Origin of the sequence: Candidatus Sulfurimonas marisnigri, assembly GCF_015265475.1 — a bacterium.
In the GTDB taxonomy this organism is placed as follows: Bacteria; Campylobacterota; Campylobacteria; order Campylobacterales; family Sulfurimonadaceae; genus Sulfurimonas; species Sulfurimonas marisnigri.
In genome coordinates this window covers 1,003,393-1,027,197 of the sequence record NZ_CP054493.1, presented here as the reverse complement: position 1 = coordinate 1,027,197, position 23,805 = coordinate 1,003,393, and the positions used below count along the sequence as shown (strand labels likewise).

Annotated in this window: 25 protein-coding genes; 14 read left to right on the top strand and 11 right to left on the bottom strand. The window is 33.9% G+C overall.

Annotated features, from left to right (window positions below; all coding sequences use genetic code 11):
• The first annotated feature begins 51 nt into the window (after positions 1 to 51).
• The 8 genes from HUE87_RS05235 to HUE87_RS05200 all read left to right on the top strand — a co-directional run bounded on the left by HUE87_RS05235 (position 52) and on the right by HUE87_RS05200 (position 8,696).
• The gene (locus tag HUE87_RS05235) at positions 52 to 1,197 is read left to right on the top strand and encodes a hypothetical protein (RefSeq protein ID WP_194367670.1); all 1,146 of its coding nucleotides are present in this window, start codon (positions 52 to 54) and stop codon (positions 1,195 to 1,197) included.
• Between the two features lie 9 nt (positions 1,198 to 1,206).
• A complete protein-coding gene (locus HUE87_RS05230) occupies positions 1,207 to 2,352 on the top strand; it encodes a hypothetical protein (RefSeq protein WP_194367669.1) in 1,146 nt (381 codons plus the stop codon).
• A 194-nt stretch (positions 2,353 to 2,546) separates the two neighbouring features.
• A complete protein-coding gene (locus tag HUE87_RS05225) occupies positions 2,547 to 3,329 on the top strand; it encodes a pyridoxine 5'-phosphate synthase (RefSeq protein ID WP_194367894.1) in 783 nt (260 codons plus the stop codon).
• Positions 3,326 to 4,249 (top strand): 4-hydroxythreonine-4-phosphate dehydrogenase, encoded by a 924-nt coding sequence (gene pdxA / locus HUE87_RS05220; protein ID WP_194367668.1) that lies wholly within the window; start codon positions 3,326 to 3,328, stop codon positions 4,247 to 4,249. Before HUE87_RS05225 ends, pdxA begins: the two co-directional genes overlap by 4 nt.
• A gap of 238 nt (positions 4,250 to 4,487) precedes the next feature.
• A complete protein-coding gene (locus tag HUE87_RS05215; protein WP_194367667.1) occupies positions 4,488 to 6,047 on the top strand; it encodes a methyl-accepting chemotaxis protein in 1,560 nt (519 codons plus the stop codon).
• A 69-nt stretch (positions 6,048 to 6,116) separates the two neighbouring features.
• Complete coding sequence (locus tag HUE87_RS05210; protein ID WP_194367666.1) at positions 6,117 to 6,383, top strand: hypothetical protein; 267 nt, start codon at positions 6,117 to 6,119, stop codon at positions 6,381 to 6,383.
• Positions 6,384 to 6,403: 20 nt separating this feature from the next.
• The gene (locus HUE87_RS05205) at positions 6,404 to 7,951 is read left to right on the top strand and encodes a DUF3373 family protein (protein WP_194367665.1); all 1,548 of its coding nucleotides are present in this window, start codon (positions 6,404 to 6,406) and stop codon (positions 7,949 to 7,951) included.
• A 115-nt stretch (positions 7,952 to 8,066) separates the two neighbouring features.
• Entirely contained in the window at positions 8,067 to 8,696 is a 630-nt protein-coding gene (locus tag HUE87_RS05200; protein WP_194367664.1) for an NAD(P)H-dependent oxidoreductase, read from the top strand.
• Here HUE87_RS05200 and HUE87_RS05195 read toward each other — a convergent pair.
• A complete protein-coding gene (locus HUE87_RS05195) occupies positions 8,693 to 9,337 on the bottom strand; it encodes a class I SAM-dependent methyltransferase (RefSeq protein ID WP_194367663.1) in 645 nt (214 codons plus the stop codon). The genes HUE87_RS05200 and HUE87_RS05195 overlap by 4 nt on opposite strands.
• Positions 9,338 to 9,391: 54 nt before the next feature.
• Here HUE87_RS05195 and HUE87_RS05190 point away from each other — a divergent pair, with 54 nt between their 5' ends.
• Positions 9,392 to 10,513 (top strand): metallophosphoesterase, encoded by a 1,122-nt coding sequence (locus HUE87_RS05190; protein WP_194367662.1) that lies wholly within the window; start codon positions 9,392 to 9,394, stop codon positions 10,511 to 10,513.
• Between the two features lie 3 nt (positions 10,514 to 10,516).
• Here HUE87_RS05190 and HUE87_RS05185 read toward each other — a convergent pair whose 3' ends face one another.
• The 3 genes from HUE87_RS05185 to HUE87_RS05175 form a co-directional block, all read right to left on the bottom strand.
• On the bottom strand, positions 10,517 to 10,780 hold the full coding sequence (locus HUE87_RS05185) for a hypothetical protein (RefSeq protein ID WP_194367661.1): 264 nt from the start codon (positions 10,778 to 10,780) through the stop codon (positions 10,517 to 10,519).
• A 22-nt stretch (positions 10,781 to 10,802) separates the two neighbouring features.
• Complete coding sequence (locus HUE87_RS05180) at positions 10,803 to 11,417, bottom strand: YceI family protein (protein WP_194367660.1); 615 nt, start codon at positions 11,415 to 11,417, stop codon at positions 10,803 to 10,805.
• A gap of 115 nt (positions 11,418 to 11,532) precedes the next feature.
• Positions 11,533 to 12,222 carry an ABC transporter permease gene (locus HUE87_RS05175; RefSeq protein ID WP_194367659.1) on the bottom strand — a complete coding sequence of 230 codons (690 nt, stop codon included), beginning with the start codon at positions 12,220 to 12,222 and terminating at the stop codon, positions 11,533 to 11,535.
• A gap of 105 nt (positions 12,223 to 12,327) precedes the next feature.
• On the opposite strand from HUE87_RS05175, the gene HUE87_RS05170 reads away from it, so the two are divergent.
• Positions 12,328 to 12,783 carry a hypothetical protein gene (locus tag HUE87_RS05170; protein WP_194367658.1) on the top strand — a complete coding sequence of 152 codons (456 nt, stop codon included), beginning with the start codon at positions 12,328 to 12,330 and terminating at the stop codon, positions 12,781 to 12,783.
• 4 nt (positions 12,784 to 12,787) lie between these two features.
• On the opposite strand, the gene HUE87_RS05165 is transcribed toward HUE87_RS05170, so the two are convergent.
• From HUE87_RS05165 to HUE87_RS05150, 4 genes are read right to left on the bottom strand one after another with little or no spacing between them, the layout of a single operon-like run.
• Positions 12,788 to 13,483 carry a class I SAM-dependent DNA methyltransferase gene (locus tag HUE87_RS05165; protein ID WP_229855234.1) on the bottom strand — a complete coding sequence of 232 codons (696 nt, stop codon included), beginning with the start codon at positions 13,481 to 13,483 and terminating at the stop codon, positions 12,788 to 12,790.
• A 2-nt stretch (positions 13,484 to 13,485) separates the two neighbouring features.
• Complete coding sequence (hisG, locus tag HUE87_RS05160) at positions 13,486 to 14,115, bottom strand: ATP phosphoribosyltransferase (RefSeq protein ID WP_194367657.1); 630 nt, start codon at positions 14,113 to 14,115, stop codon at positions 13,486 to 13,488.
• Positions 14,109 to 14,741: a type III pantothenate kinase gene (locus tag HUE87_RS05155; protein WP_229855232.1), complete on the bottom strand. Its 633-nt coding sequence runs from the start codon at positions 14,739 to 14,741 to the stop codon at positions 14,109 to 14,111. Before HUE87_RS05155 ends, hisG begins: the two co-directional genes overlap by 7 nt.
• Complete coding sequence (locus HUE87_RS05150; RefSeq protein ID WP_229855231.1) at positions 14,726 to 15,040, bottom strand: hypothetical protein; 315 nt, start codon at positions 15,038 to 15,040, stop codon at positions 14,726 to 14,728. Before HUE87_RS05150 ends, HUE87_RS05155 begins: the two co-directional genes overlap by 16 nt.
• A gap of 207 nt (positions 15,041 to 15,247) precedes the next feature.
• Between HUE87_RS05150 and HUE87_RS05145 the strand changes: the two genes are divergently transcribed.
• The 4 genes from HUE87_RS05145 to HUE87_RS12795 are packed head-to-tail and all read left to right on the top strand — an operon-like array spanning position 15,248 to position 20,718.
• Positions 15,248 to 16,657 (top strand): TolC family protein, encoded by a 1,410-nt coding sequence (locus HUE87_RS05145; protein ID WP_194367655.1) that lies wholly within the window; start codon positions 15,248 to 15,250, stop codon positions 16,655 to 16,657.
• Complete coding sequence (locus HUE87_RS05140) at positions 16,654 to 17,442, top strand: efflux RND transporter periplasmic adaptor subunit (protein WP_194367654.1); 789 nt, start codon at positions 16,654 to 16,656, stop codon at positions 17,440 to 17,442. The genes HUE87_RS05145 and HUE87_RS05140 overlap by 4 nt, the downstream gene beginning before the upstream one ends.
• Positions 17,443 to 17,452: 10 nt before the next feature.
• Positions 17,453 to 19,036 (top strand): efflux RND transporter permease subunit, encoded by a 1,584-nt coding sequence (locus HUE87_RS12800; RefSeq protein WP_194367653.1) that lies wholly within the window; start codon positions 17,453 to 17,455, stop codon positions 19,034 to 19,036.
• The gene (locus HUE87_RS12795) at positions 19,036 to 20,718 is read left to right on the top strand and encodes an efflux RND transporter permease subunit (protein WP_194367652.1); all 1,683 of its coding nucleotides are present in this window, start codon (positions 19,036 to 19,038) and stop codon (positions 20,716 to 20,718) included. Before HUE87_RS12800 ends, HUE87_RS12795 begins: the two co-directional genes overlap by 1 nt.
• 31 nt (positions 20,719 to 20,749) lie before the next feature.
• Here HUE87_RS12795 and HUE87_RS05125 read toward each other — a convergent pair whose 3' ends face one another.
• From HUE87_RS05125 to HUE87_RS05115, 3 genes are all read right to left on the bottom strand, one after another.
• A complete protein-coding gene (locus HUE87_RS05125) occupies positions 20,750 to 21,226 on the bottom strand; it encodes a CYTH domain-containing protein (protein ID WP_194367651.1) in 477 nt (158 codons plus the stop codon).
• On the bottom strand, positions 21,210 to 21,881 hold the full coding sequence (locus HUE87_RS05120; RefSeq protein WP_194367650.1) for a DUF502 domain-containing protein: 672 nt from the start codon (positions 21,879 to 21,881) through the stop codon (positions 21,210 to 21,212). Before HUE87_RS05120 ends, HUE87_RS05125 begins: the two co-directional genes overlap by 17 nt.
• 195 nt (positions 21,882 to 22,076) lie before the next feature.
• Complete coding sequence (locus HUE87_RS05115; protein WP_194367649.1) at positions 22,077 to 23,624, bottom strand: inorganic phosphate transporter; 1,548 nt, start codon at positions 23,622 to 23,624, stop codon at positions 22,077 to 22,079.
• Positions 23,625 to 23,805: the final 181 nt, after the last annotated feature.

Below are 23,805 nucleotides of genomic sequence, written 5' to 3'. Positions count from 1 at the left end.
TTTGCATAACTTAATTATAAGTAATAATAATAATAAAAGAGGGGAATTTATATGAAAAATATAATTAAATTGTTAGTTGTCTTATTTTTATCAAGTATAACATTACGCGCAGATATTCACACAGACTTGCAAGACTTAGTCGTTGAGGGGAACAATCTAAAAGATGAATTGGTAAACTTTACTTTCCACCAAGATGCTGCTTGTATGGAAATGGGGGTATTAAACCAGTCAATTGAAGACTTTACACAAAGTGTTGCTAACGCGACAACAAGCATGACAGATTTCTCTGCTACAGACGTAGATATGGACGCGCTTACATCTTTATCATATTTAGTTCAAAATATGAGTATACACTCAATAAGTCTGTCAATGGAGTTAACAGATATTACAGCTACGGGTGAACTTTTTGAGTATAGCGCAGGAGTTGACGCTATCTTACAACTTTCTCAAGATATAGGTGCCATGGCAGATCGTATCTTGGAGATGGCAGATCGTATTTTAATCATGGCAGATAATATCGGCTTGATGGCAGACAGGATCATAACAACACAAGTAATCCAAAGTCAAAACCTTGCTGTAACACAAAGTTCGATCTTGATCACGCAGCAGAATATGATACTTTTAAGTGATTCACTTTCTACGATTGCTTATAACCTTACTTTAGGTCAGATAGTAGATGATGTAGATGTACTTTCTATTGCTATGCAAGCGGTTAGTTTAAACAGTTTAAATATGGAAGTTGAACTGACAGGTATTGAAGCACAAACAGTTGCTCTTTTAGAGAGGACAACAGCACTTTTAGACACAGTGGTAACAAACAGTGCACATATGAGTCATTATGTCAATGCTGACACATTGACAATGTTAGGTGATCTTTCAAGAATCTATGTGAGTTTAGGGGCTTCTTTGGAAGCGTATTCAGGAACAATTGAACAGATTGCACCGTTAACTGACACTGTGATTCTTTCAGATGCTACAGATACTATGTTACAACTGACAAAAAATATTGGTGTTATGTCGGATCGCATTATGCAAATGGCAGATAAAATCTTTATTATGGCTGACAACATCGGTCTGATGGCAGATCGTATTGCAGAGACTCAAAACATTCAGATGACAAATGTTGCACTTACAGAATCATCACTATTATCATCACAGTCAATTATGATTACTGTGATTAAAAACTTTGGACTATAGGGAGTAAAGATGAAAATATATATTAAACTGATTGCACTTCTTGCCTTATCGGCATCATTTCTTCAGGCAGATCTTAAAACAGATCTAATCAATATCAATAATTCTATGACTGAGTTAAACAGTAGTATTTCTAATGTGGTGATTACTAATGAGACTATGTGTGCACCACTCATTTCGCTTAACAAAGAAGCGCAGGCAATTATTGACGCTATTATTGTCACAAACAATGGTTTTACAGGGCCAATTACACTTGATGATGAGACTTTGATGTTAGCACAAGGACTTTTTATTAATGTAGCTGCTATATCTAATCAATCATTTTTATTATCAAATGATATTGCTCTACTTGCACCCACTACTGATGCATTTACACTTGGTGATGGTATCAGAGCAAGCTTACAACTTTCAAGTGACATTGGTGAGATGGCTGATCGTATCGGTGAGATGGCAGATAATATCTTAATCATGGCGGACAATATCGGTTTGATGGCAGACCGTATTCTTGAGACACAAGTCATTCAAAGTGAAAATCTTGTTTTAACGCAAAACAGTATCTTAACGACACAGACAAATATACTTTCACTTGTATCTGTAGCAGAAACAGCAAGCTATGACCTTAGCCTGGACTCACTTGTTACAGACGGAAATATCCTAGTTGCAAAGATGGTCTTAGTAGGATTTACACGTTGGACAATGGCTTCAAAACTTGAAGATGTAAAAATAGATATAGAGAATTATTTAGTAAAAGTACAAGATTTTCAAGCAACAATAGATTCAGATACAAGTAACAACACAATGTATATAGATTCAGGCACATTAACTTCATTAACCAACCTTAGTGTTATTATGACATCTATTGGTGCAGTCATGGAAGGTTATAATGGTTCTATCTCGGTCTTAGAAGTTTTTACTAGAGACAGCGTACTTCTTGACTCTATGAATAGTATGTTAAATATCTCTGCAGATATTGGGTCTATGTCAAACTCTATCTTGGAAATGGCAGATAAGATCCTTATGATGTCAGACAATATTGGCTTTAGTGCAGATCAGATTCTTCTGAGCCAAGGGTTACAAAGTGCAAATATTGCAACAACACAGATCTCTCTATTAGCTTCTCAGCAGTTAGCTCTGGGAATTATTTCTTCTATTAACTAAACTTAACTCATTTTATATCGAGACCCTTGGGTCTCGATACTTTCTTTTAATATCACATCTTAGATATACTTTATTGATTTAATCTCTAAACCTAATTAATAGCAAGTACAAAAATAATGCTATATTATTACTATTAAACTTATATTTACTTAGATATAATTGCTACCATAAAAATTGAGGATAATAAATTGAGTATGACACTAGGTGTAAACATAGACCATGTAGCAGTTTTAAGAGAAGCAAGAAGGGTAAATGACCCAGATATTTTAAATGCGCTTTATGTGGCATGTGCAAGTGGCGCCGACCAAATAACTATTCATTTGAGAGAAGACAGAAGACATATACAAGACATTGATGCATCAAATATTTTAAAGCACTCTACTCTGCCTGTAAACCTTGAGTGCTCTATAAATAGAGATATATTAAGCATAGTTTGCAAACTGAAGCCTCACCGTGCTACTTTGGTTCCTGAAAAAAGAGAAGAGGTAACAACAGAGGGTGGACTTGATGTTTTCACTTATGAAGATGAAATTTCTTATGCTATTGAACAACTTCATGACTCTATAATTCCTGTTTCACTATTTGTTGACCCTACTTTACAAGCTATAGAAAAATCTAAGGAATTAGGAGCAGAGATGGTAGAGCTTCATACCGGAAGCTTTGCAAATGTTTTCGCTATGCTTAACTCTTCACTCTCTCACTCCAACCACTCTATAAAAGAGCTAGAACTTCCACGCTATGAACTTCAAGAGAGACTTGAGAATTCAATAGAAGATATTATAAATGCTGCTAAACATGCTAAAAAGATTGGTCTTGAAGTAGCAGCTGGGCATGGACTAAACTATCACAATGTATCTTATATGATGAAGATACAAGAGATTACAGAACTAAATATTGGCCAAAGCATAATTGCCAGAAGTGTTTTTAGCGGTTTGGCTAATGCTGTAAAAGAGATGAAAAGGTTGACTACTAGATGAATAAACCAAAAATATCTATAAGTGTTGGTGATTTAAATGGTGTAGGCATTGAGATAATTCTAAAAGCTCATAAAGAGATCTCAAAGTTATGTACTCCTATTTACTGCATTAACAAATATATGCTAGAACAAGCCTCTAAACTTCTACATGTAGAGATCCCTGATGACTTTGAAATATCATTTGTAGATGGCGATTTCAATATAGAAGCAGGAAAAGTGTCTGCTAAATCGGGAAACTACTCATTTGACTCTTTTATGCATGCAGTAAGACTTTGTGAAACTAAAGAAACAGATGCTGTTGTCACTATGCCAATACATAAAGAGGCGTGGATGATGGCAGGATTAGAGTACAAAGGTCATACAGACGTACTTCGTAAATACTTTAAAAAAGATGCGATAATGATGCTTGGATGCGAAGAGATGTTTGTAGCACTATTCACTGAGCATATTCCACTAAAAGATGTAGCTTCCTCTATAGAATATAAAAAGTTAAAACAATTCTTTTTAGATTTACATAACTCTATCCCAAATGAAAAAATTGCAGTTTTGGGTCTAAACCCACATGCAGGAGACAATGGTGTTCTTGGAAACGAAGAGCTAAGAATATACAAGGCAATAAAAAGTGCCAATAAAAAACTTGGTTTTGAGCAGTTTGTAGGTCCAATTGTCCCCGACATAGCATTTACTCCAGAGTTTAGAAAAAACTTTAAATATTTTATAGCAATGTATCACGACCAAGGGCTTGCACCTCTAAAAGCACTTTACTTCGATGAGAGCATAAATATATCTTTGAACCTTCCCATCATGAGAGCATCTGTAGATCACGGAACTGCTTTTGATATTTCGTACAAGGGTGAAGCCAAAACTCTTAGCTATATAAATGCAATAAAGCACTCTGCAAACATCCTAATTAAGCCTTAGCTAATCTAAATGTCCTTATAATGTCAACTTAATGTCTTTATGCAAAATGTTTATTTAAGTTATAATATTAGCCACTGCAGATAAACTAGTTATTAATAAATTAAAACCAAGTCAACCAATAATTAGAGTTAAAGACTTGAAAAAGGAATTTAAGATGTCATTATGTATGTTTAATAGCAAAGAAAAGTGTAGTATAAAGTTAAAGTTAATTTTATTGTCTTTTATCGGGATTATGTCAATGTCGGTAATTTTTTTAATAGCTACGGGTGCTTTCTCTTTATTTAAAGAAAAGAATGATGAAAAGACACAATTAAACTCTTTTTTTGAGTCAACTATAAACCTTGAAATAAAACTAAACACTATCAGAGGTAACTTTTATGAAGGTGCCCTAAAAAAAGAGAGTGAATTAGCTAGCTTAAGTAATGAAAATGAAAATATAAACTCTCTCATAAAAGATTTATCAACAAAAACTGAAACTTTTCAAGATCCTGAAGATAGAAAACAGCTAACAGAGAAGCTTGAAAAAGTAAGATTAATGTATGTGACATTTTTTAAAAATGGGAAAAGTTTTATTAAAAATATAATTGATGATCCTGAGGAAGCAACTTTTGAAACAGGTGAGTTAAATAAACTTGTTGATAATCTTTTTAAAGAGATGACGATTTTTTCTAAATTTGTAATTGAAAACAAAGCTGCTAAGGAGTTAGCAATTGAAGATGCACTAAAAGATGCAAACAGCCAATTAATTATAATTAGTTTAATTGCAGCACTTATACAGATTCTTTTTTCACTTTTTATACAAAAAGGAATTACAAATTCTATAAGAAACATATCTAGTTTACTAAACGACATAAGTAAAAATAAAGATTTAGTCATAAGTTGTAAATCAACATTGGAACCAGAACTCTTAACAATCTCTGACTCTATTAATGATTTGACACAATCATTCTCCTCTGCTATCAAAAAGGTTACTGATGCTTCAAGAGATGTTCTTTCTTCATCAGAAAATATTGATGTTTTATCGAAAAAAGTTGGTGTTTCTTCAGAAACAATTTTAGAAAAAACAACTTCTTCTGGTGAGCACGCAAAACACTCATTGACAAAAGTTGAGGAGTCAAAGAACTCTGCGATTGAAGCTGATGATAAAATAAATGTAGCAGTTGAATCAATTGATGACGCAAAAAACAAATCAAAAAGACTAAATACACAAGCTAACAATTCAGCAGAGCACTTTACAGATTTGGCAGACAAACTAAGATCGCTCAGTAGTGATGCTGAAGATGTTAAAAATGTTTTAGGCATTATAAATGATATTGCAGACCAGACTAACCTACTTGCATTAAATGCAGCTATAGAAGCTGCTCGTGCCGGTGAACACGGACGTGGTTTCGCTGTTGTTGCTGATGAAGTTAGAAAACTAGCAGAGAGAACTCAAAATAGTCTTTCAGAGATAAGTGCAAGTATCTCGGTTGTTGTTCAAGGGATTCAAGATTCATCTGAACAAACAGCTGCAGGGGCTAAAGAGTCACAAGCTTTATCAGATGATGTACTACTAATAAACAATACATTAACAGAAGCTTCAGATATGATTTACAATGTACGTAAAGATGTCTCTATGACGGTTACATATTCTAAAGATGTGGAAGAAATAATGAACTTACTATACAAAGACAATTTAGAAATTGCAAAACTAAGTGAGGATAGTAAGTTGTTAAGTATAGATACTGTTTCTGCATCATCAAAATTGATACAAACTAGTGAATTGTTATCCCAAGAAGCAAATCAGTTTAAAATTTAAAAGGAGATATATTTAAGAAGGTGTGAACTGTTAGTTATAAACCAAAATCATAAAAAAGGAAGAAAGACTATGAATAAAAAAACAATTGTATCATTGGTTGCTGCAGCACTACTTGCAACTCAACTAATGGCAGCAGATTTAGGTGCTTTAGCACAGGGTGTTTATGCAAAAGCTGGTGGAAACAAGACTGAGGCTCAGTGGACTCGTTATTTCTCAAAACCTGCCAAACTGGCAAAATTTGGAATTGATGGTTTAAGTGACGGTGATCGTGCTGCACTGTTAAGTTATTTAAATGAGCGTTCTGCTGATAAAGATCAGTCAACAGTACCTAAATAGACATTTTAAGGAGAATATAAATGAAATTATCAACAATAACATTATCACTATTATTAGCAGGTAGTACACTTTTTGCTGGTGAACTAGAAGAATTAAAAGCAAGAATTGATGTACTTGAGAAACAAGCAAAGACTGCTGAAACTGACCGTACAGAGATTTGGGAAGTTACTGAAAAAGTTGAGACTAAAGCTTTTTCAAATAAACTTAGTTGGTCGGCTGACCTTGGTTTTAGAATGGATTCATTCTCTTATGACAACAATGGTATGGGTGCAAATATTGGCAAAACTCTTGCTCAAGTTCCTACTGCACACAAACGTGAGGTTGCTTTCCCTCAGGTAAAAGAGTGGGATCCTTTCTACTCTGGTAGTCTAAAACTTGCAGGTAAGGCAAATTTTACTAATAATACTAGCTTTGTTGGTCGTATGATCATCAACTGGAGTTCTCAAGGTGACCAGAGAATCTGTAAACTTAGTCCACAAGACATAGGAGCAGAACTTCCATCTGCTAGTTCTACAAAATTTCGTGCTATAGATTTTGATCGTGCTTACTTTGACTTAAAATTTAACAATGATGGTGCTGTACCTATGATTGCTAGTTTAGGAATACTCCCAACAACTGGTGGTATGAGTCTAAACATGATGGAGAACAAGCCTCGTAAGTCTGTATTTCCAAGTTTAGTATTTGAGAGTAATGTTCAAGGTGCTATCTTAACTGCTAATCTTTCAAAAGTTACGGGGATGGAGAAAACTTATCTTCGTGCAATCTATGGTAAAGGTTTTACTCTAAACGATGATGGTTTTTACTACCAATGTAACCGTGAAAATATCCAAGATATGGATGTTATGGGACTATTTCTTGAAACAGAATTAAAGTTTTTAGGTGTTGAGAATACATTCTGGGTTGGAATAAACAATAATGGAGATATTAAAGCTACACCTTTTTTAGGCGGAGATACTGCTGAACAAGTATCAGCAAACACAAAGATCAAGAATCAACAATCACTTGGTGATATCACTAACTACGGTTTTGGTATAGAGGCTCGCAGTATGGTTGATGGTAACCTTGACGCTTTCTTTCATTATGCTATCTCTGATACAGACTCAAATGGAAACTGTGTAAACTATACTGATACGAATATGACAGCAAACGGTACATGTACTACCGGTATTGGTGGTGAACCTAATGCAAATCCTTACTACGCTACAGTTGCAGGTGGTACACTAATAAAAGACAATGGTTCAGCAATCTATTTAGGTTTCCAGTACGATACTAAAAGTAGCTGGGGAACTAAGGTTGGTTATGAGTTCAATATGGGTGATGAGAGCTGGTGGTCAGCAACTCAGGGTTCAGAAGATCCTTTTAACAAACTAGCTATTCGTGGTACTGTTCATGAAGCATATATCATTCAACCTTTAGCAAGTAATATCTCTATTCGTTTTGGTTACTTAAGAATGCAAGAAGATTATACTGGTTCTGGCTGGCACTTCGGTACTGTAGATGGTACAGACTCTCAAGACATGGATGCATTACAAGAAAACTTTTATCTTAAAGTTAATGCATTTTTCTAGGCATTTAGCTTAATTTATCCAACATCCACCTCTTTTGAGGTGGAACTTCTTCTACCTCTTTTTCAATGAATACTTTTTATGATAAACTTACTAAAATATTTTCGAGGACCACTATATGAAAAATGATTTTTTAAAATCTATGGACTTTAGACACGCTTGCAAAGTTTTTGATGAAACAAAAAAAATATCTAATGAAGATATAAACTATATTTTAGAGTGTGGCAGAAAGTCACCATCTTCTTTTGGTATGGAGGCGTGGAAGTTCTTGGTTATAACAAATAAAGAGTTAAAAGCTAAGCTAAAACCAGAGTGCTGGAACCAGGCGCAAATAACTACATGTTCTCATTTAGTGGTAGTGTTGGCGGGAATTGAGTCTGCAAAATTAGAGTCAGGCTTACCAAAAAAACGGTTTTCTAGAAGAAAGATGAAAAAAGAGATGTTGGATATGTATCTTAGTATCTACTCAGAACACCTAAAAAAGACTCTAAGCAGTGATGAAAACATCTATGCGTGGACATCAAAACAGACATATATAGCAGCTGGTAATATGATGAGTGCTGCAGCATTTATTGGTATAGACTCGTGTCCTATTGAGGGTTTTGACAAAGATAGAGTTGAAGAGATTTTAAAACTTGATACTACGAAGTATCAAGTATCTATGCTTTTGCCTTTTGGATATAGAATTAATGAACAGTCGACACAAGTTAGACTCCCCTTCAAAAAGGTAGTAGAGTTTATAGACTAAATCTTTTGAAGTATAATAGTGTTTTTACTATTATGCTTGATAATCTTCAAGTTTAACTCTTTAGCCAAATACTCAAACGTTGAGATGTCAAAAAAACCTATATGTGTAATATCACGAATATACCACCACTTTAAAAACTTTTCATCGTTGTTTGGATGAAAAGCACTCATAATCAAAAGATACCCGTTTTTCTCTACATGTAGAAGTAGCTTTTTCAACATATCAAGCGGATTTTGCAAGTGTTCAAACACCTCGGTAGAGCAGATTAAGCTGTACTTTTTATCTTCATATATTTTTTTTGGAAAATAAAAAAGATCATATCTGTCACATGAAATACCTCTACGCTCTAAAAGTATAGGTAAAACTTCGCCCTCACCACACCCAAAGTCTAATGCACTCTCTATATTTTGCAAATGTGGTTCTACAAAATCATCAATTAAATCATCGAACATCTTGACATACCCTAATGATTCAAAGTTATTGTGGTGTTTATCGTAGTGTTTTTTTTCATGCTCTTCATCTATATAAAACTGCTCATTTAAAAATATATATCTACATGTAGAACATTTGTGATATATCTTTTTACTCTTCTCATCAGTTATAGCAACTGTGTCACTTGCGCATATTTTACAACTATTCATTTCTAAAAATCTTTTTTATACAATCATACCATTATCTTTGATATACTTCAACTTATGAATCCTATACTATTTTTCACTGCCTTCTTTGGTGTTTTTATTCTTCTTAACATGTATATATCTAAGCGGCTTATTGCAAAGCTAGATATAAAAACAACTACTAAACGCTACTTGCGTATTTTTCTTATTATAAACCTTTTGGGAATTATTGGCTACATGTCCGGCAGATATTATTTAAACATTCCAAACTGGTTATACTTTATGCTCTCGCTCCCTATCGGGATACTTTTTTTGCTTTTTTGTACAACTATTATTTATGACATCTCTAGGGTCTTGCTCTCATTTGCACCAATCTCGGAGTCAAGAAGAAAGTTTTTTAAAAAATCACTCGATATATCATCACTTACAGTTGCAACAACTCTTACTCTAAGGTCAATATATGAAGCAAGATTTGTAAAACTAGAGCGTGTTACAATAAAAATCAAAGATTTAAAACGCCCATATAAAATAGTTCAACTTAGCGACATACATATAAGCGGCCTTATCAATGCAAAATTTATCAAAGACATAGTAAAAAGAGTAAATGCTCTGAAGCCAGATATTGTAGTGATAACAGGAGATTTAATAGATATAGACATAGACCATGCAAAAGATACTCTACAAGAACTAAAATCTTTAAACTCAAAATATGGAACTTTTTTCATTGTAGGGAACCATGAATATTTTCACAATATTACAAAAATCATCGACAGAGTGAAATCTATAGGTATACGAGTCCTTGAAAATGAAAATGTGTATATTGGCGAGGATGGCAAAGGCTTTAACTTAGCGGGTGTCTATGATATCTTCGGGTACAGAGCTAAAACGCATATGCCAGATTTACAAAAAGCACTTCTAGCAAAAAAAGATTCTCCAACTATTCTTCTAGCTCATCAACCAAGGTATATAGAAGAGGTAAAAGATGGTGTTGACTTGGTTTTAAGCGGACATACTCACGGTGGACAACTCTACCCTTTTAGGCTTTTAGTAAAACTGCAACAACCTTACATATCTGGGCTACATCAACACAATGATAAACTTCAAATATATGTAAATAAAGGAACAGGATTTTGGGGACCACCTATGAGACTAGGTGCTTCTTCAGAGATAACAGAGATACTTATAGAAGCAGAGATTTAGTCTCTACTCTATACTATCAGGAACTAATCCAACCTCTTCTAAAAAGTGTCTTAGCTTTAATATCGTATCTTTTGTTAAAATACTGCTATGAGCAAGTGCCATAATCATCTCTTTATTTTTGATAAATATTTTTGCCTTGTTATGCTTTGTCATCTCTATTCTAGCACCATAATGTTCTAATGCACTAAGCACCTTTCGCCCATCAATATTTCCAGATACCGGGTGCTCAAATAGTTTTTCTATCTTTACCTTATGTCTATGGCTCATACAAACCCTTAGTTGTCAATATTTATTCACAACCTGCAGATTTAATGCTTGTTGTAAACCCTATATTGACATCATTCCAAGTTTTTCCTTGATGTAAGCCAAAACATGCCTTATTTATCGAAGATAGTGCTTTACTTGCATTAAAGTCAAAAACATCTATCACACCCTCTGCTACAAATACTCCAGCATTATAAGTGAACCTCATAGGAACTTCTTTAACGATGTTGTTCATATTAATCTCAACTAAAAGTGAACCTGTTCTTTGTCCTGCTTCTGCTTTTTTATCATCTTTTATAGCTATTATTTTAGCACTTATATTTTTGCCAACCATAACATAAAAGAAAGATTCAACAAGTTTAGCATCTCGACCAGGATTTTTTGAATTTACACTTTTAGTCTCAATATTAACAGATGAACCAACAAATATATCTTGTAAACTTTCCCCGCTCAATGATGCAGCTTTATAATTCACACTATCAAATCCGCCGCCAACACCAATTTTGCTTGGAGTTTTAAATGCTTTGAAATTTACACCAAACTCACCAACCTGAGACAACTCACAACCATTTGTAGAGCTTAACTCTGCAGAGTTTAACAGTGATATTGCGAACACTATAGAAATAATAACTTTTAACATGAAAATCCTTCTTTTGTTTTTTTGTACAAGCTGAGTATAACTACTGATTTATAAAAGCAACGTTAAATTTTAATAACTTTTATCTAATTATATTGTTTTTATATGTTAATAAAGACTACTTTTGCTTATTTAGCATAAGAAGATATAAGACTACACTAATTCCAGCACTTGAAAAAATCATTGCCATTACAACTATCTGGTATCTAACAGCAATCAAAGGGTCCACACCTGAAAGAATTTGTCCTGTCATCATACCGGGAAGTGAAACAATCCCAACTGCTAAAAATGTATTTATCTTAGGTATTAATGAAGCTTTTAAGGCAACTTTTCTTGCTTGCTCATATGTTGAAATTATTAACTCTTTTTCATATCTCTCTGCGCCTAGAGACACAGCATTCATAGAGTTTGCATATATCATACCTGCGATTGGTATGACGTACCTTGGTTCATAAAATGGAGATAGCTCCAATACAAATTTTATAACTAAAACAAGATTTATAGTTCCTCCGATTGCTATAGCAAAAACTATTACAGAGTATACATGAAGAGATTTGTCCTGCAGATTTCTTAAAGCTATAAAGCTCGACATTGTAATCATAATAACAATTATTAAAAGACCTATATACCATGAATCATTCTCAAAAATATATACTAATGCATAGCCAATTAGGAATAGTTGAACCACCATTCTGCTGCTTGCATAGAGTACTTCTTTGCTATTGTCTATCCATTTATAATAAAAGTACCATACTAACGAGAGAGGAAGAAGCATATAAAGTAGGTTTTGAGCTGGAATTAATTCCATTTAATTCTCCAAAAAATCATATTATTTGTTTGGAAGTATACAAAAATAAATATACTTTAATTGTAAATATATAAACGTAGAGTGCTTTTTAGCTACAATTGCTTTATGAAATTTCATATACTATTATTATTTCTTTTTACTTTTATAAAAGCAGATGAGCTATATGTAACTGCTTATATATTCTCTTCACACTTTATAGATAGAGATGGTAGCGAAGAGAAGTTTAATGAGAAGCATGATGCTTATGGTTTAGAGTATATAACCGACAATAAATACAGCTTAACTTATAACCATTTTACAAATTCAAGAGACAAAGAAGTTGATGTTGCAGGAGTTGGATACCTTTTTGAGTTAAATAAATCATTTGGATTACAGTTAATTGGAGGATACCAAAAGGGTTACTGCTTTAGCGCTCTTAAGTCAGTTGAGTGTCAAGATAACAGTAATGATACAAGTATAATCATCTTACCACTGCTTTACTATAAAAACAAATATATTAAGCTTGATTTTTTAACCACTACAGAGATGTTTGGGCTAAGATTTAATATAAAAATTTACTAATATATTATCTCTTCTTAAAAATAAGAAGTGTTTTATCCTCAGTGTCATAAAGAGAAAAAGTTTGCTTCTCTACAAGCTTTAAAGCGGAAAGATTTTGGAATGTTTTTATTTTGTGAAAATATTGAACTATTGTGTCTTGATGTTTTTTATACATGTCATCTTCTATTTTTTCAAACAGGGTAAATTTTGTATACAGTTCATCATTTTCAAACTGAGCATCTACACTTAGAAACTCTTCATCTGTGTCATTAGTCATAGTTCCCTCAGCCACATCAGTAAAACCGTAACGGGTATTTATATCTGCAATAAAGATTCCATCATCATTTAGTTTTTCAGCTATTGCATCTAAGAACTTTATAAGAGCGTCATTATCTAAAAAGTTAAGAACATCAAATATACTCACAACAGCATCGTACTTGCCCGACACTTCACTAACGTCAATGCACTCGGCGTCAAGATCTTTAAGCTTGCACTCTTCAACCATAATAGAGCTAAGGTCAACTCCCTTACATGTAACGCCATCACTAATCATACGCTCCATAAAACCGCCACGGCCACAACCCACATCTAGAAGTGTTTTTACATTATATTCATCTAGTTCTGAGCGATAAAGGTCATAAAGTGCTTCAGTTGCTTCTTCAATTCCCAGAAGGTGTTCAGCTTTTGCGTATAGGTCTAGGTTAGTCATCTGTGTTGTCATAATTATTTAGCTTCTTGTTCGGCTTTGATAACTTCGTTGATTTTTTCATAGATATCTAAAACTTTATCTTTTTTAGCGATGTAGCTGTTTTTGTTGGCAATCAGGTAAGTTGATGAAGTCATAATGTCTTCTACAACTTCTAAACCATTTTGCTTCATTGTAGCACCTGTCTCAACAACATCAACTATCATATCAGCAAGTCCAATAATTGGAGCCAGTTCTATAGAGCCATAAAGCTTAATAATATCAACAGATACGGCACGCTCTTCAAAGTAACGCTTAGTGATATTTACCATTTTTGATGCAACTTTAATATCTGGCTTATCAAGGTCAAGTTTTTCACCGTTTTTCATACCGATTGAAACTTTACAGATGCCTCGCTTAAGGTCAAGAAGGCGAATAACATCTAAGCCCTGCTCTTCTAAAGTATCTAGTCCAACAACACCGATATCTGCTGCTTGGTGGTAAACGTATGTAGCCACATCTTGATTTCTAACAAGTAAAAAACGAAAATCTGGAGTATCAAGGATTAGTTTTCTATCATCAAATTTAAAAGTGTCACCAAAAATTGTCTCAAAAATCTCTAAAGTCTCTTTTGCGATACGACCTTTTGGAAGTGCAACTGTTAACATATATTTGCCTTTTTCATTATCTTTTTCATCCCGTTAAACACTACTCTCTCGTCGATTATTGCTTCAGTAAAGATTTTCGCAAACTCTTTTGCATCTCCACCCGTTAAAACTATTTTCATATTATGAGAGAGAACTTCACTCTGAAGTGTTTTAAGATATCCATAACTTATGGAATCTCTGGAATTTTTTGGCATTTTATCTAAATCTAGCTCAAAGTTAAATGAGTAATCCAAAACTGTTGATATATTTTTATATGCGTTACTCATAGCCATAAGCCCTGGATATATAAAACCACCCTCATATTTTCCACTTTTTACAAGGTCAACCGTAATTGCACTTCCGGCATCTATGACAATACCATCGCCTATATCTTCACATGCAATAACTCTATCTATACCGATTGTTTCATAGTATTTTGACATATCTACATGTAGAGACAAATCAACCCAGTTTTTTAAAGGTTTTAAAATATTTTTGACATCTGGATTTACACAAATATAAAAGACCCTCTCTTGAACGGTTGATGGTTCAAAAGTTTTAGCATCTTTTTTATAATCTTCATCACCGTCAAGAAAATGAAACGAAGTATTTCCAATATCACAAAGTAGCATTAGTGAATCTTCCACCCTTGCTTTTTAAATGCTTCACTAGCTTTGGAGCATAGCGGTGCATCTATAAAAATAATTTTGTGTTTAAAATTATGCCCGCAAAAAATGGTTAACTTTGCATAAATCTCTTCAAATTTATGTACATCTTTCATAAGTATTCTACTCTTTTGGCTAACTGCAATAATTACCCAAAAATACCCGGTCACATCCGTAGCTTTAAATATTTTTATCTTGTTTCGCACTCCAAGCTCTTTGGGGGCTATCTCTAACATTTTTTTATAAATCTTCCCCTTGGCTCTCAAGGAATCTACTACCATTTGCATCTCTATATTTTTGCCTTTTTAATTAATCTCTTATTCTATCAAAACTATCCATAGTTTAAGTAGTTCTTTTGAGAATGTTAAATACAATTTACTTCAAACAAGATTAGTTAAATTAGAGTTGCTATATTCTATCAATATAACTTAAAGACATATATGTTATAATCAAAGCTTAATTTAATAAGATAAAAACAAAGGAACTTTATGAAAAAAAGATTCGGTCTGCTCTTTACTGCGTTTATCCTTAATTCATCAATTATATATGCCTCAGAATCTATTGACTTGACTGCTGCTATAGAAATTTTAAAAAAAGAGAACTTAGAGATAAAAAGTGCCTCGTTAGAGTTGCAATCAGCCAAAGAAGATGTAAAAACAGCTTCAGGAAACCATTGGGGTAAACTAGATTTTATACAAGATTTTGCAAACTCTGATGATGCGGGAAATGTTTTTGGCTTTAAACTAACCTCTAGAGAGGCGACTTTTGGTGATTTTGGTTTTAATGAGTTTTTAACACCGCTTGGGCAAGCTATAGGTGGTGCAGCAGCAGATATTGCTCCATCGGATATGAGTGGACTACTTGCTGTACAACCAGATGACCTAAACTACCCTGACTCAAGAAACTTTTTTCAGAGTAAACTAAAGTACGAAGTGCCTATTTTCACAGGCTTTAAAATCTCTAGCTATACAGATATCATGAATTCTATGACAAAAATGAAAACTCTTGAAAAAAAGCAAGTTGTAAACGAAAAAATTTATCAAATCAGAAAAAGCTTTTATGATATGGCTCTTTTGAGAAACTCAAGTGAAAATCTCAATACTATTTTACAAAATATTGACACCCTTGAACTTATTACAAAAAATATGATAGAGGTAGGTTATGCAAAAAAAGTAGACCTGCTTGAAGTAAAAGCCAAAAAGGGAAATGTTGAGAGACTTATCTCTCAAATGGACTCTAATCAAAAACTTCTTTACCACTTTATCAGCTTTTTACTAAACCAAAAAGTCACAGAGATTCAAACTCCATCTATGGATATGCCGATGCCATCATACACAAATGATGATATTTTAAGTTCTAACATAGATATAAAAAGAGCAAATAATGGACTGGGGATTAAAAAAAGTATGGTTCAACTCTCTGAGGCTTCGTACTACCCTATGATTGGGGCTTTTGCAGAAGTGTCAACTGCTGACAACTCATTTTTGGGTGAAGCATCTGACCATGCAGCCTATACAATCGGAGCTAGACTTACTTGGAATATATTTAACGGCGGGATAGACAGTGCAAATGTTGAAAAGGCACGTCTTGATTTTATAAAAACAAAGACTCAAGTTCAACTTGCAAACAGTGGCATAGCACTTCAGATAGACAAAATAAAAACAGAGATTGACACTTATAATCACGATATAATCTCTCTAGAAAAAGAGTTGGCTCTTGCTGATGAGATTTACAAAAACTACGAGGGAAGATATAAAGAGAAACTCTCTTCCATGAGTGACGTAATCATAAAACAGTCTGAACAAATTCAAAAAATTCTGCAACTTAATCAAGCAAGAAACAAGAGAAACGAAAGAATATTCGCATTAGAAAAATTAGCAAATGGAGAAGATAAATGAAGAGATTTTTAATACTTTTAGCACTGGGAGCTTCGCTTGTAGCAGAGAGCATAACACTTTCAGGAACAGTTATAAGTGATAATAAAAAGATGATAACAAGCCGTTTTATGGGCTTTGTAACAGAAGTCAAAGTTTCCGAGGGTGACTTTGTAAAAAAAGGAGACCTTCTTTATACTATTGATTCAAAAGAAATCGACTCCGCGCTTACTCAGGTTCAACTTGGTATTTCACAAGCGCAACTCTCCCTTCAAATGTATCAAAACCAATACACAAATGTAAAACTAAACCTAGAGCGTCATAAGAGACTTCTTGAAAAAGATATGGTTTCAAAGTTTGAAGTTGAGAATCTTTCACTTGCTGAACAAAATTTAGCGAATATGATAAACATAGCAAAGAAGCAAGTGACACAAGCAGAAGCACAATTAGCAGAAGTTAAAAACCAGTACAGATACCTAAATATAAAAGCGCCAAATGACGGTGTTATTGTAAATAAAAACATAAAAGTCGGTGAGATGGCTATGCCTGGTATGCCAGCTATTATACTTTCAGATTTAACTAATCTTAAAATATCTGCTGAAATAGCTGAAAATGATTTAAGCCGCATAAAGCATGGAACAAAGGTTACTGTGAACATACCATCACAAAACATAAAAGTGATAGGGACAGTAAGTGCGATTATCCCCAATTCAAACCCGATGACTCACACATTTCAGATTAAAATTTCATTTAAAAACAGTTACAAATCAGTATATCCTGGTATGTATGCTACTGTAATTATTAAATAAGGCACTGCTTATGAATAATTATAAACCAAATGATATAGCCGGGAAACTGGCATCTGGATTTTTAAGAAATCCTCTAACTATTGTATTGGGTATATTTTTACTCTCCATTGGATATCTAGCCCTTATGATTATGCCAAGAGAAGAGAACCCTCAGATGGTAGTAAGTGGTTCTACTGTAATTGTTGCTCTTCCAGGTGCTAGTGCAGCCGAGATAGAAAAAGTTATTGTTAAACCACTAGAGCGAAAGCTTAAAGAGGTAAAGGGAGTTGAGCACATCTCTGGAATGGCTATGGATAATGTCGGAATTGTAAATGCCGCATTTTTTATTGGTGAGGAAAAAGAGGGGTCAAACCTTAAAGTGTATGACAAGATTATGCAAAACTCAGGTATGTTTCCTAAAGGTGCGATGAACCCTATTATAAAACCTCTTGATATTGATGTTGACATTCCCGTTGTTTCTGTTGCTTTTTACTCAAAAAATAAGCAGATGAGTAAAACTGAGCTATACGACAAAGTTAAAGATATTCAACACCAAATAAATGGTCTAAATAATGTGGCCGTTACAGAGCTAAAAGGTGGTAATAGACACCAGTTCAATATAGAAGTAGATATTAATAAACTCTCTGGTTACAATATCTCTATGGGTCAAATTGTGCAAGGGGTAAACTCACTTTCATACAGTGTTCCAGCCGTAAAAAACAGAACTGAAGAAAATAAGCTTATTATACTTGGTGTCAAAAATGCGATTGAGAGCGCTGATGATATTGGAAATATAATAGTAGCTCAATACAATGGCTCACCAATCTACCTAAAGCAGATAGCAAAAGTAGAAGACTCATATGATATTCAAAACTTTAAATCAGCTCATATTAGTCAAAGAGATGAAAGCGGTAATTTTATGCCACTTAAAGAGCAGGTTACCCTTACTGTTTCAAAACTTCAGGGGACAAATGCCGTAATAATCGCAGAGGCTGTTAAGACAGAACTTGAAACCTACAGAGAGGTTTTAAACAAAGAGGGAATCGGATTTACTATAACAAGAAATGACGGGCAAAGGGCAAATGAGGCAGTAAATGAACTTGTATATCATCTTGTTCTATCTATTGTAATTATAGCAATCCTACTTATCTTAGTTCTTGGCTGGAGAGAGTCTCTTATTGTTACTTTTACAGTTCCAGCAATTTTAGCAATTACCCTTTTTGTTGCTTATTTAACTGATCAGACTATTAACCGAATTACCCTATTTGCATTTTTACTTTCACTTGGTCTTTTGGTTGATGCTGCAATTATTGTTATTGAAAACATCCACAGACACTTGCACTCAAAAGATTCTGCAGATAAAACACTCGATAATCTTATGGTAGAGGCTACAGATGAGATTGGACCACCTACAAATATTGCAACTTTAGCAATTATTATGACTATGGTTCCAATGGCATTCGTTGGGCAGATGATGGGTCAGTTTATGAAGCCAATCCCGGCAAATGTTCCTGTTGCTCTTGTTGCTTCACTATTTGTAGCATATATATTTACACCTTACTTGGCAGCTAGAATGCTAAAAAAACCAGACCAAAGCAGCGAGGATAATCACTAATGTTTGAAAAATTTCACAATGCTGTTCTAAATGGCATACAGAGTCCAAAGAAGAGAAACTTTATACTTCTTGCAACGCTACTTGCCTTTATACTATCAGTAATGATGATAGCTCCAACAAAAATGGTTTTGGCAAAAATGCTCCCTGGCAAAAATAACGATACATTCAGTATTTATACTACACTTGTTGAAGGTAGCTCTATTCAGCAAACAAAAGAGGTAACAGACTGTGTAGTTGGTTTAGTTCAAAAAGAAAAAGAGGTTACAGACTTAGAGGTATTTTTGGGGATGGGTGCTCCCCTTGACTTTGCAGGTCTTATAAAAGGTTCACACTTTAAAAACAGCGAGAATGTTGCAGAAATAGTCTTAAACCTTACAAAAAAACATGACAGAGTTGAGCCGTCGTACTTTATGGTTCAAAGAATGAGACCGAGCATACTGAAAAACTGTGCCTCTATATATGAAGGCACAAATATATCTTTTGTTGAACCTCCAGCTGGACCTCCTGTTTTAGCGGCAATAGTTGCTGAGATTTACGGAAATGATGCTACAGGCATTAGAAAGCTATCAAACAGAGTTGCAGACGTATTTAAAACTACAAGCGGTTTGGTTGATGTAGAAATTATGCATGATGAGATTTACGATACTTTTGAGCTAAAAGTTTTAAGTACAAAAGTTGCAATATCTGAAGTAAATATAAAACAGTTAAACGACATACTCTACCTCTCTTTTGAAGGGATGCAGATAGCTGTTAAAAACTCAGATACTATTAGTGATCAAATCCCAATCTACCTCTCATTAAGCAAAGAGTCTAAAAAGTTTTCATCTAAAGATATTAACTCTATAAAAGCAAAGCTTTCATCTTTGAAACTTATGAATAAAATGGGGATGATGATACCTATTACAGAGCTTGTAGAAGTTACTGCTAAAAAATCAAACCCTATGATTATGAGTAAAAACCTACACCAAATGACAAATGTTATGGCTGAGACAGATATGGTTTCTCAGGTTTATCCTCTTATGGATGCTAGAGATGTGATTTTAAGCACATTTACAGATAAATATGAGATTGAAAAAATAGGTCTATTCAACTTGCAACTAACTGATAAGCAGACTTCTAAAGTATATAAGCTAATCTGGGACGGAGAGATGGAAGTAACACTAGATACTTTTGTAGAGCTTGGTGCTGCATTTATAGCTGCTTTGGTTCTTATCTTTTTGCTTATGGTTATCTACTATAAAAGTTATACTCTTAGCGGTATCATACTTTTAGGCTCATTCCTCTCAATTATAGGTGTAATTGTAGGTCACTGGATTATGGATGTTTTCACAGCAGACACTTTCTTTTTGACAGCTACTTCTCTTATAGGCTTTATCGCCCTAATAGGTATTAGTTCTCGTAATTCACTACTTCTTATAGACTTTACAAAATCTCTAATGGACGAAAAGAAAATGCCAAATGCTGAAGCTATCGCATACGCAACAGCAACACGTGCTAAACCTATTTTCTTGACTGCGGCAGCCATTATCCTTGCTTCAACACTTTTGGCTGGTGACGCTGTATTTGGCGGTCTAGGAGTTGCTCTAATATTTGGAACAATAGCGGCAGTTGTGGCTTCACTTATAGTTGTGCCGATACTTCTGTTTAAAGCAGATTTACAAAGACATTTTAATTTAGATTAACTCTTACATGTAGAACTCTCTACATGTAGTTTTACAAATTTGTTTCCCACTTGGAAAATGGATTCTCTAAAAGATTAGAGTTATAGTATCTGGCATCACCAGTCACCTCTTTTACAATCCACTTCGGCAATTCAACAATCTCATTTTCATCTTCAAGCTCCACTTCTGCAACTATTAGACCTTCGTTTTCCTTATGAAACACATCTATTTCCCAAGTATGATTTTTATGCTCAACAAGATACCTTTTCTTATCTATAAATGGTTTTGAGCATAACTTCTCTAACATTTCATTTGCATCATCGAGCGGTATAGAGTACTCAAATTCAACTCTTGATGCACCCACATTTTTACCTTTTATGGTTATAAACGCCTCGTCACCCTTTACTCTCACACGAACAGTAGTTTTATCTTTAGTCTGAATATAACCCTGCTTAATTTCGTATCCATTTTCTAAATTCTCAACTTTGTCTATATCTATTAAAAATTTTCTTTCAATCTCTAATCCCATTTTTTCTCCCCAGCCAGTCGCTTAGTGAAATGAAATCACTTATTCGTTTTGGTTGTACTTTTACAATATCAGACATACTTTTCACACCCATAGAGAGCAGATACTTCAAGTTGTCATCAAACTTTGCTTCTTCAATAACAAAAATATTATCTTTATGTACTTCAAACATATATCCACCGTTTGGGATTGGTGTTTGCGATAAAGTTACTGTGTAGTGCTCTTTTATAATGCTCTCTTTTTGAGAGTACATAAGCCCTATGTTGTACCCCTCGTTTGCGAAGCCTCTTATAGCTACTACTAAAACCTGCGTTTCACCTTTTTTTGAAGAGTTAAATATACCTATAATGTCTTTGATTGTTGAGTAGCCTGGTATCTTTGAGATTAATGTCTCTAAAAAATTAGCTACTCTTGTCTCCATCAGATGACCGACAATATATAAAAGAAATACAAAAATAACTACAACAATAAGCAGCCATAAAAATCCGTTATTTTGTGGTGCAAAACCAATAAGCGTAAATACACCGTGTGCCAATAAATCAACTTTATTATATAGCCATAGTACAATCATTACAACCGCTACTATAGGAAGTAGCCAAAACACCCCTTGAAGTGTCACTTCTAAAAAGTGCTTTATAGGTGATTTTTTATTTGTCATTTTTGCTCCGTTTTTTAATCAAATTCTCTGAATAATTAGCCACTAGAATCTGAATCAAGTTCAGAGTGACGGAGTTATCGTCATTCCAAGCTTGACTTGGAATCTAGTTTATTAATTAATCAGAGGTCTCAATCTTAATAAAGATTATATCTAAGCTATCATTTAAAGCTTGAGACAAAACCTTTAGTTTACTTTTTATATTCCAACTATTACTTTTAGTATAAAAAAGAATACTGCTGATGAAACTGCTGCAATTGGCAATGTAATTATCCATGCTAAAGCTATTGGCTTCATTAAACCCCAGTTTGCATCTTTGTTTAATAGCCCTATTCCTAAAACTGCACCAATTAGTATATGTGTGGAAGATACTGGAATACCCATTTTTGTAGCCAACAATATAACTGCACTTGCACCAAGTTCTGCTGAGAATCCGGTTACAGGTGAGATTTTTGCCAAACGAGTTCCTACAGTTTGAATAACCTCTTTTCCTAAAAACCAAAGTCCTACTATAAGAGCCACACCAAAGGTTGCCATAGCAACAATGGGAACAGGAGCTTGTGCATTTATCTCACCAGTTTTTAATACATCTAAAATAGCAGCAAATGGTCCTATCGCATTTGCTATATCATTTGCTCCATGACTAAAAGCAAATGCTGATGCTGTAAAGATTTGAAGCCAAGAGAAAATTCTAAGAGTTGCTTTATGTACATCATGTTTTCCCATAATATTTATTATTGCAAAACTTATAAGATATGCAGCTGTTGCAATAACAAATATAATCCATATAGTTTCTATCATACTAACAGCTAGTTTTAGGTGCTTTAAACCCTTAAATAGCAACATTCCAGATATTATAGAAGCGGCAAATGCACCAACGAGAGGTATATACTTTCGTAAATGTGCAAATACATCGATATGTTTAGCTTCGGCTTTTAACTTTTCAATTTTCTTTTCATAATGGCTGGCAGTTTCAAATTTGGCTTCATCATCATCATTCATATGCGCTAGTTGTTTTAGTTCATTTAGTTGAACATCAGCAGGCTTGTCTTTTAAAGTAATTTTATAAGCTTCTTTCAAATAATTAAGACGGCTTTTTATTGAATCTAATCTTTGAACTGAATTTTTGCTTTTTGTTAATATATTGACTTTTATGTAGTAATAGATACCATAAGACAAGATACCGCCTAATAAAGGAGATATTACCCAGCTAGCTGCTATTTGTCCTATTTTACTCCAGCTAACCATAGAGATGACATTATCGCCATTTGTGACAACATAACCCATTGCTAAACTTGCACCAACTATACCACCCACAATAGAGTGAGTGGTTGAGACTGGTAGTCCTTTTTTTGAAGCAAAAAACAACCATAATCCAGCACTTAAAAGTGAAGACATCATAACCAACACAAATAACATAGGGTCAAAGTCAGATGAAGGAATATTTACTATACCTTTTCGAATAGTGTCTGTTACTTCTCCACCAGCAAAGATAGCACCACTTAACTCAAAAATAGCTGCAATTACAAGAGCTTGTTTTATTGTTATTGTTTTAGCACCAACACTTGTACCAAAAGAGTTTGCAACATCATTTCCGCCGATATTAAATGCCATAAATATTCCAAAAACCGCCGCAACAGAAAAAAGCAATAAATGGTGTGATGGTATAAATTTAAAACCCCATAAAAAGAAACCAGCAGTTGATATAGCAAATATAGAAAATGCTATAAGATTATCTCTGTTCATACTTACCCCTATATAATTATTTGAACTTATGCGTTGATTTTATCATAATCTATTTGTTTTTAGTTTTTTTTATTATTTAATTAGGGATATGTTTTGTTGTTTACTAGTAGTTTTGAGTTTGTGAGCTTTGTTTGGTTACACATGTAAGATTAAGGAACATTAAATCTTTAGAGTCTTAGTC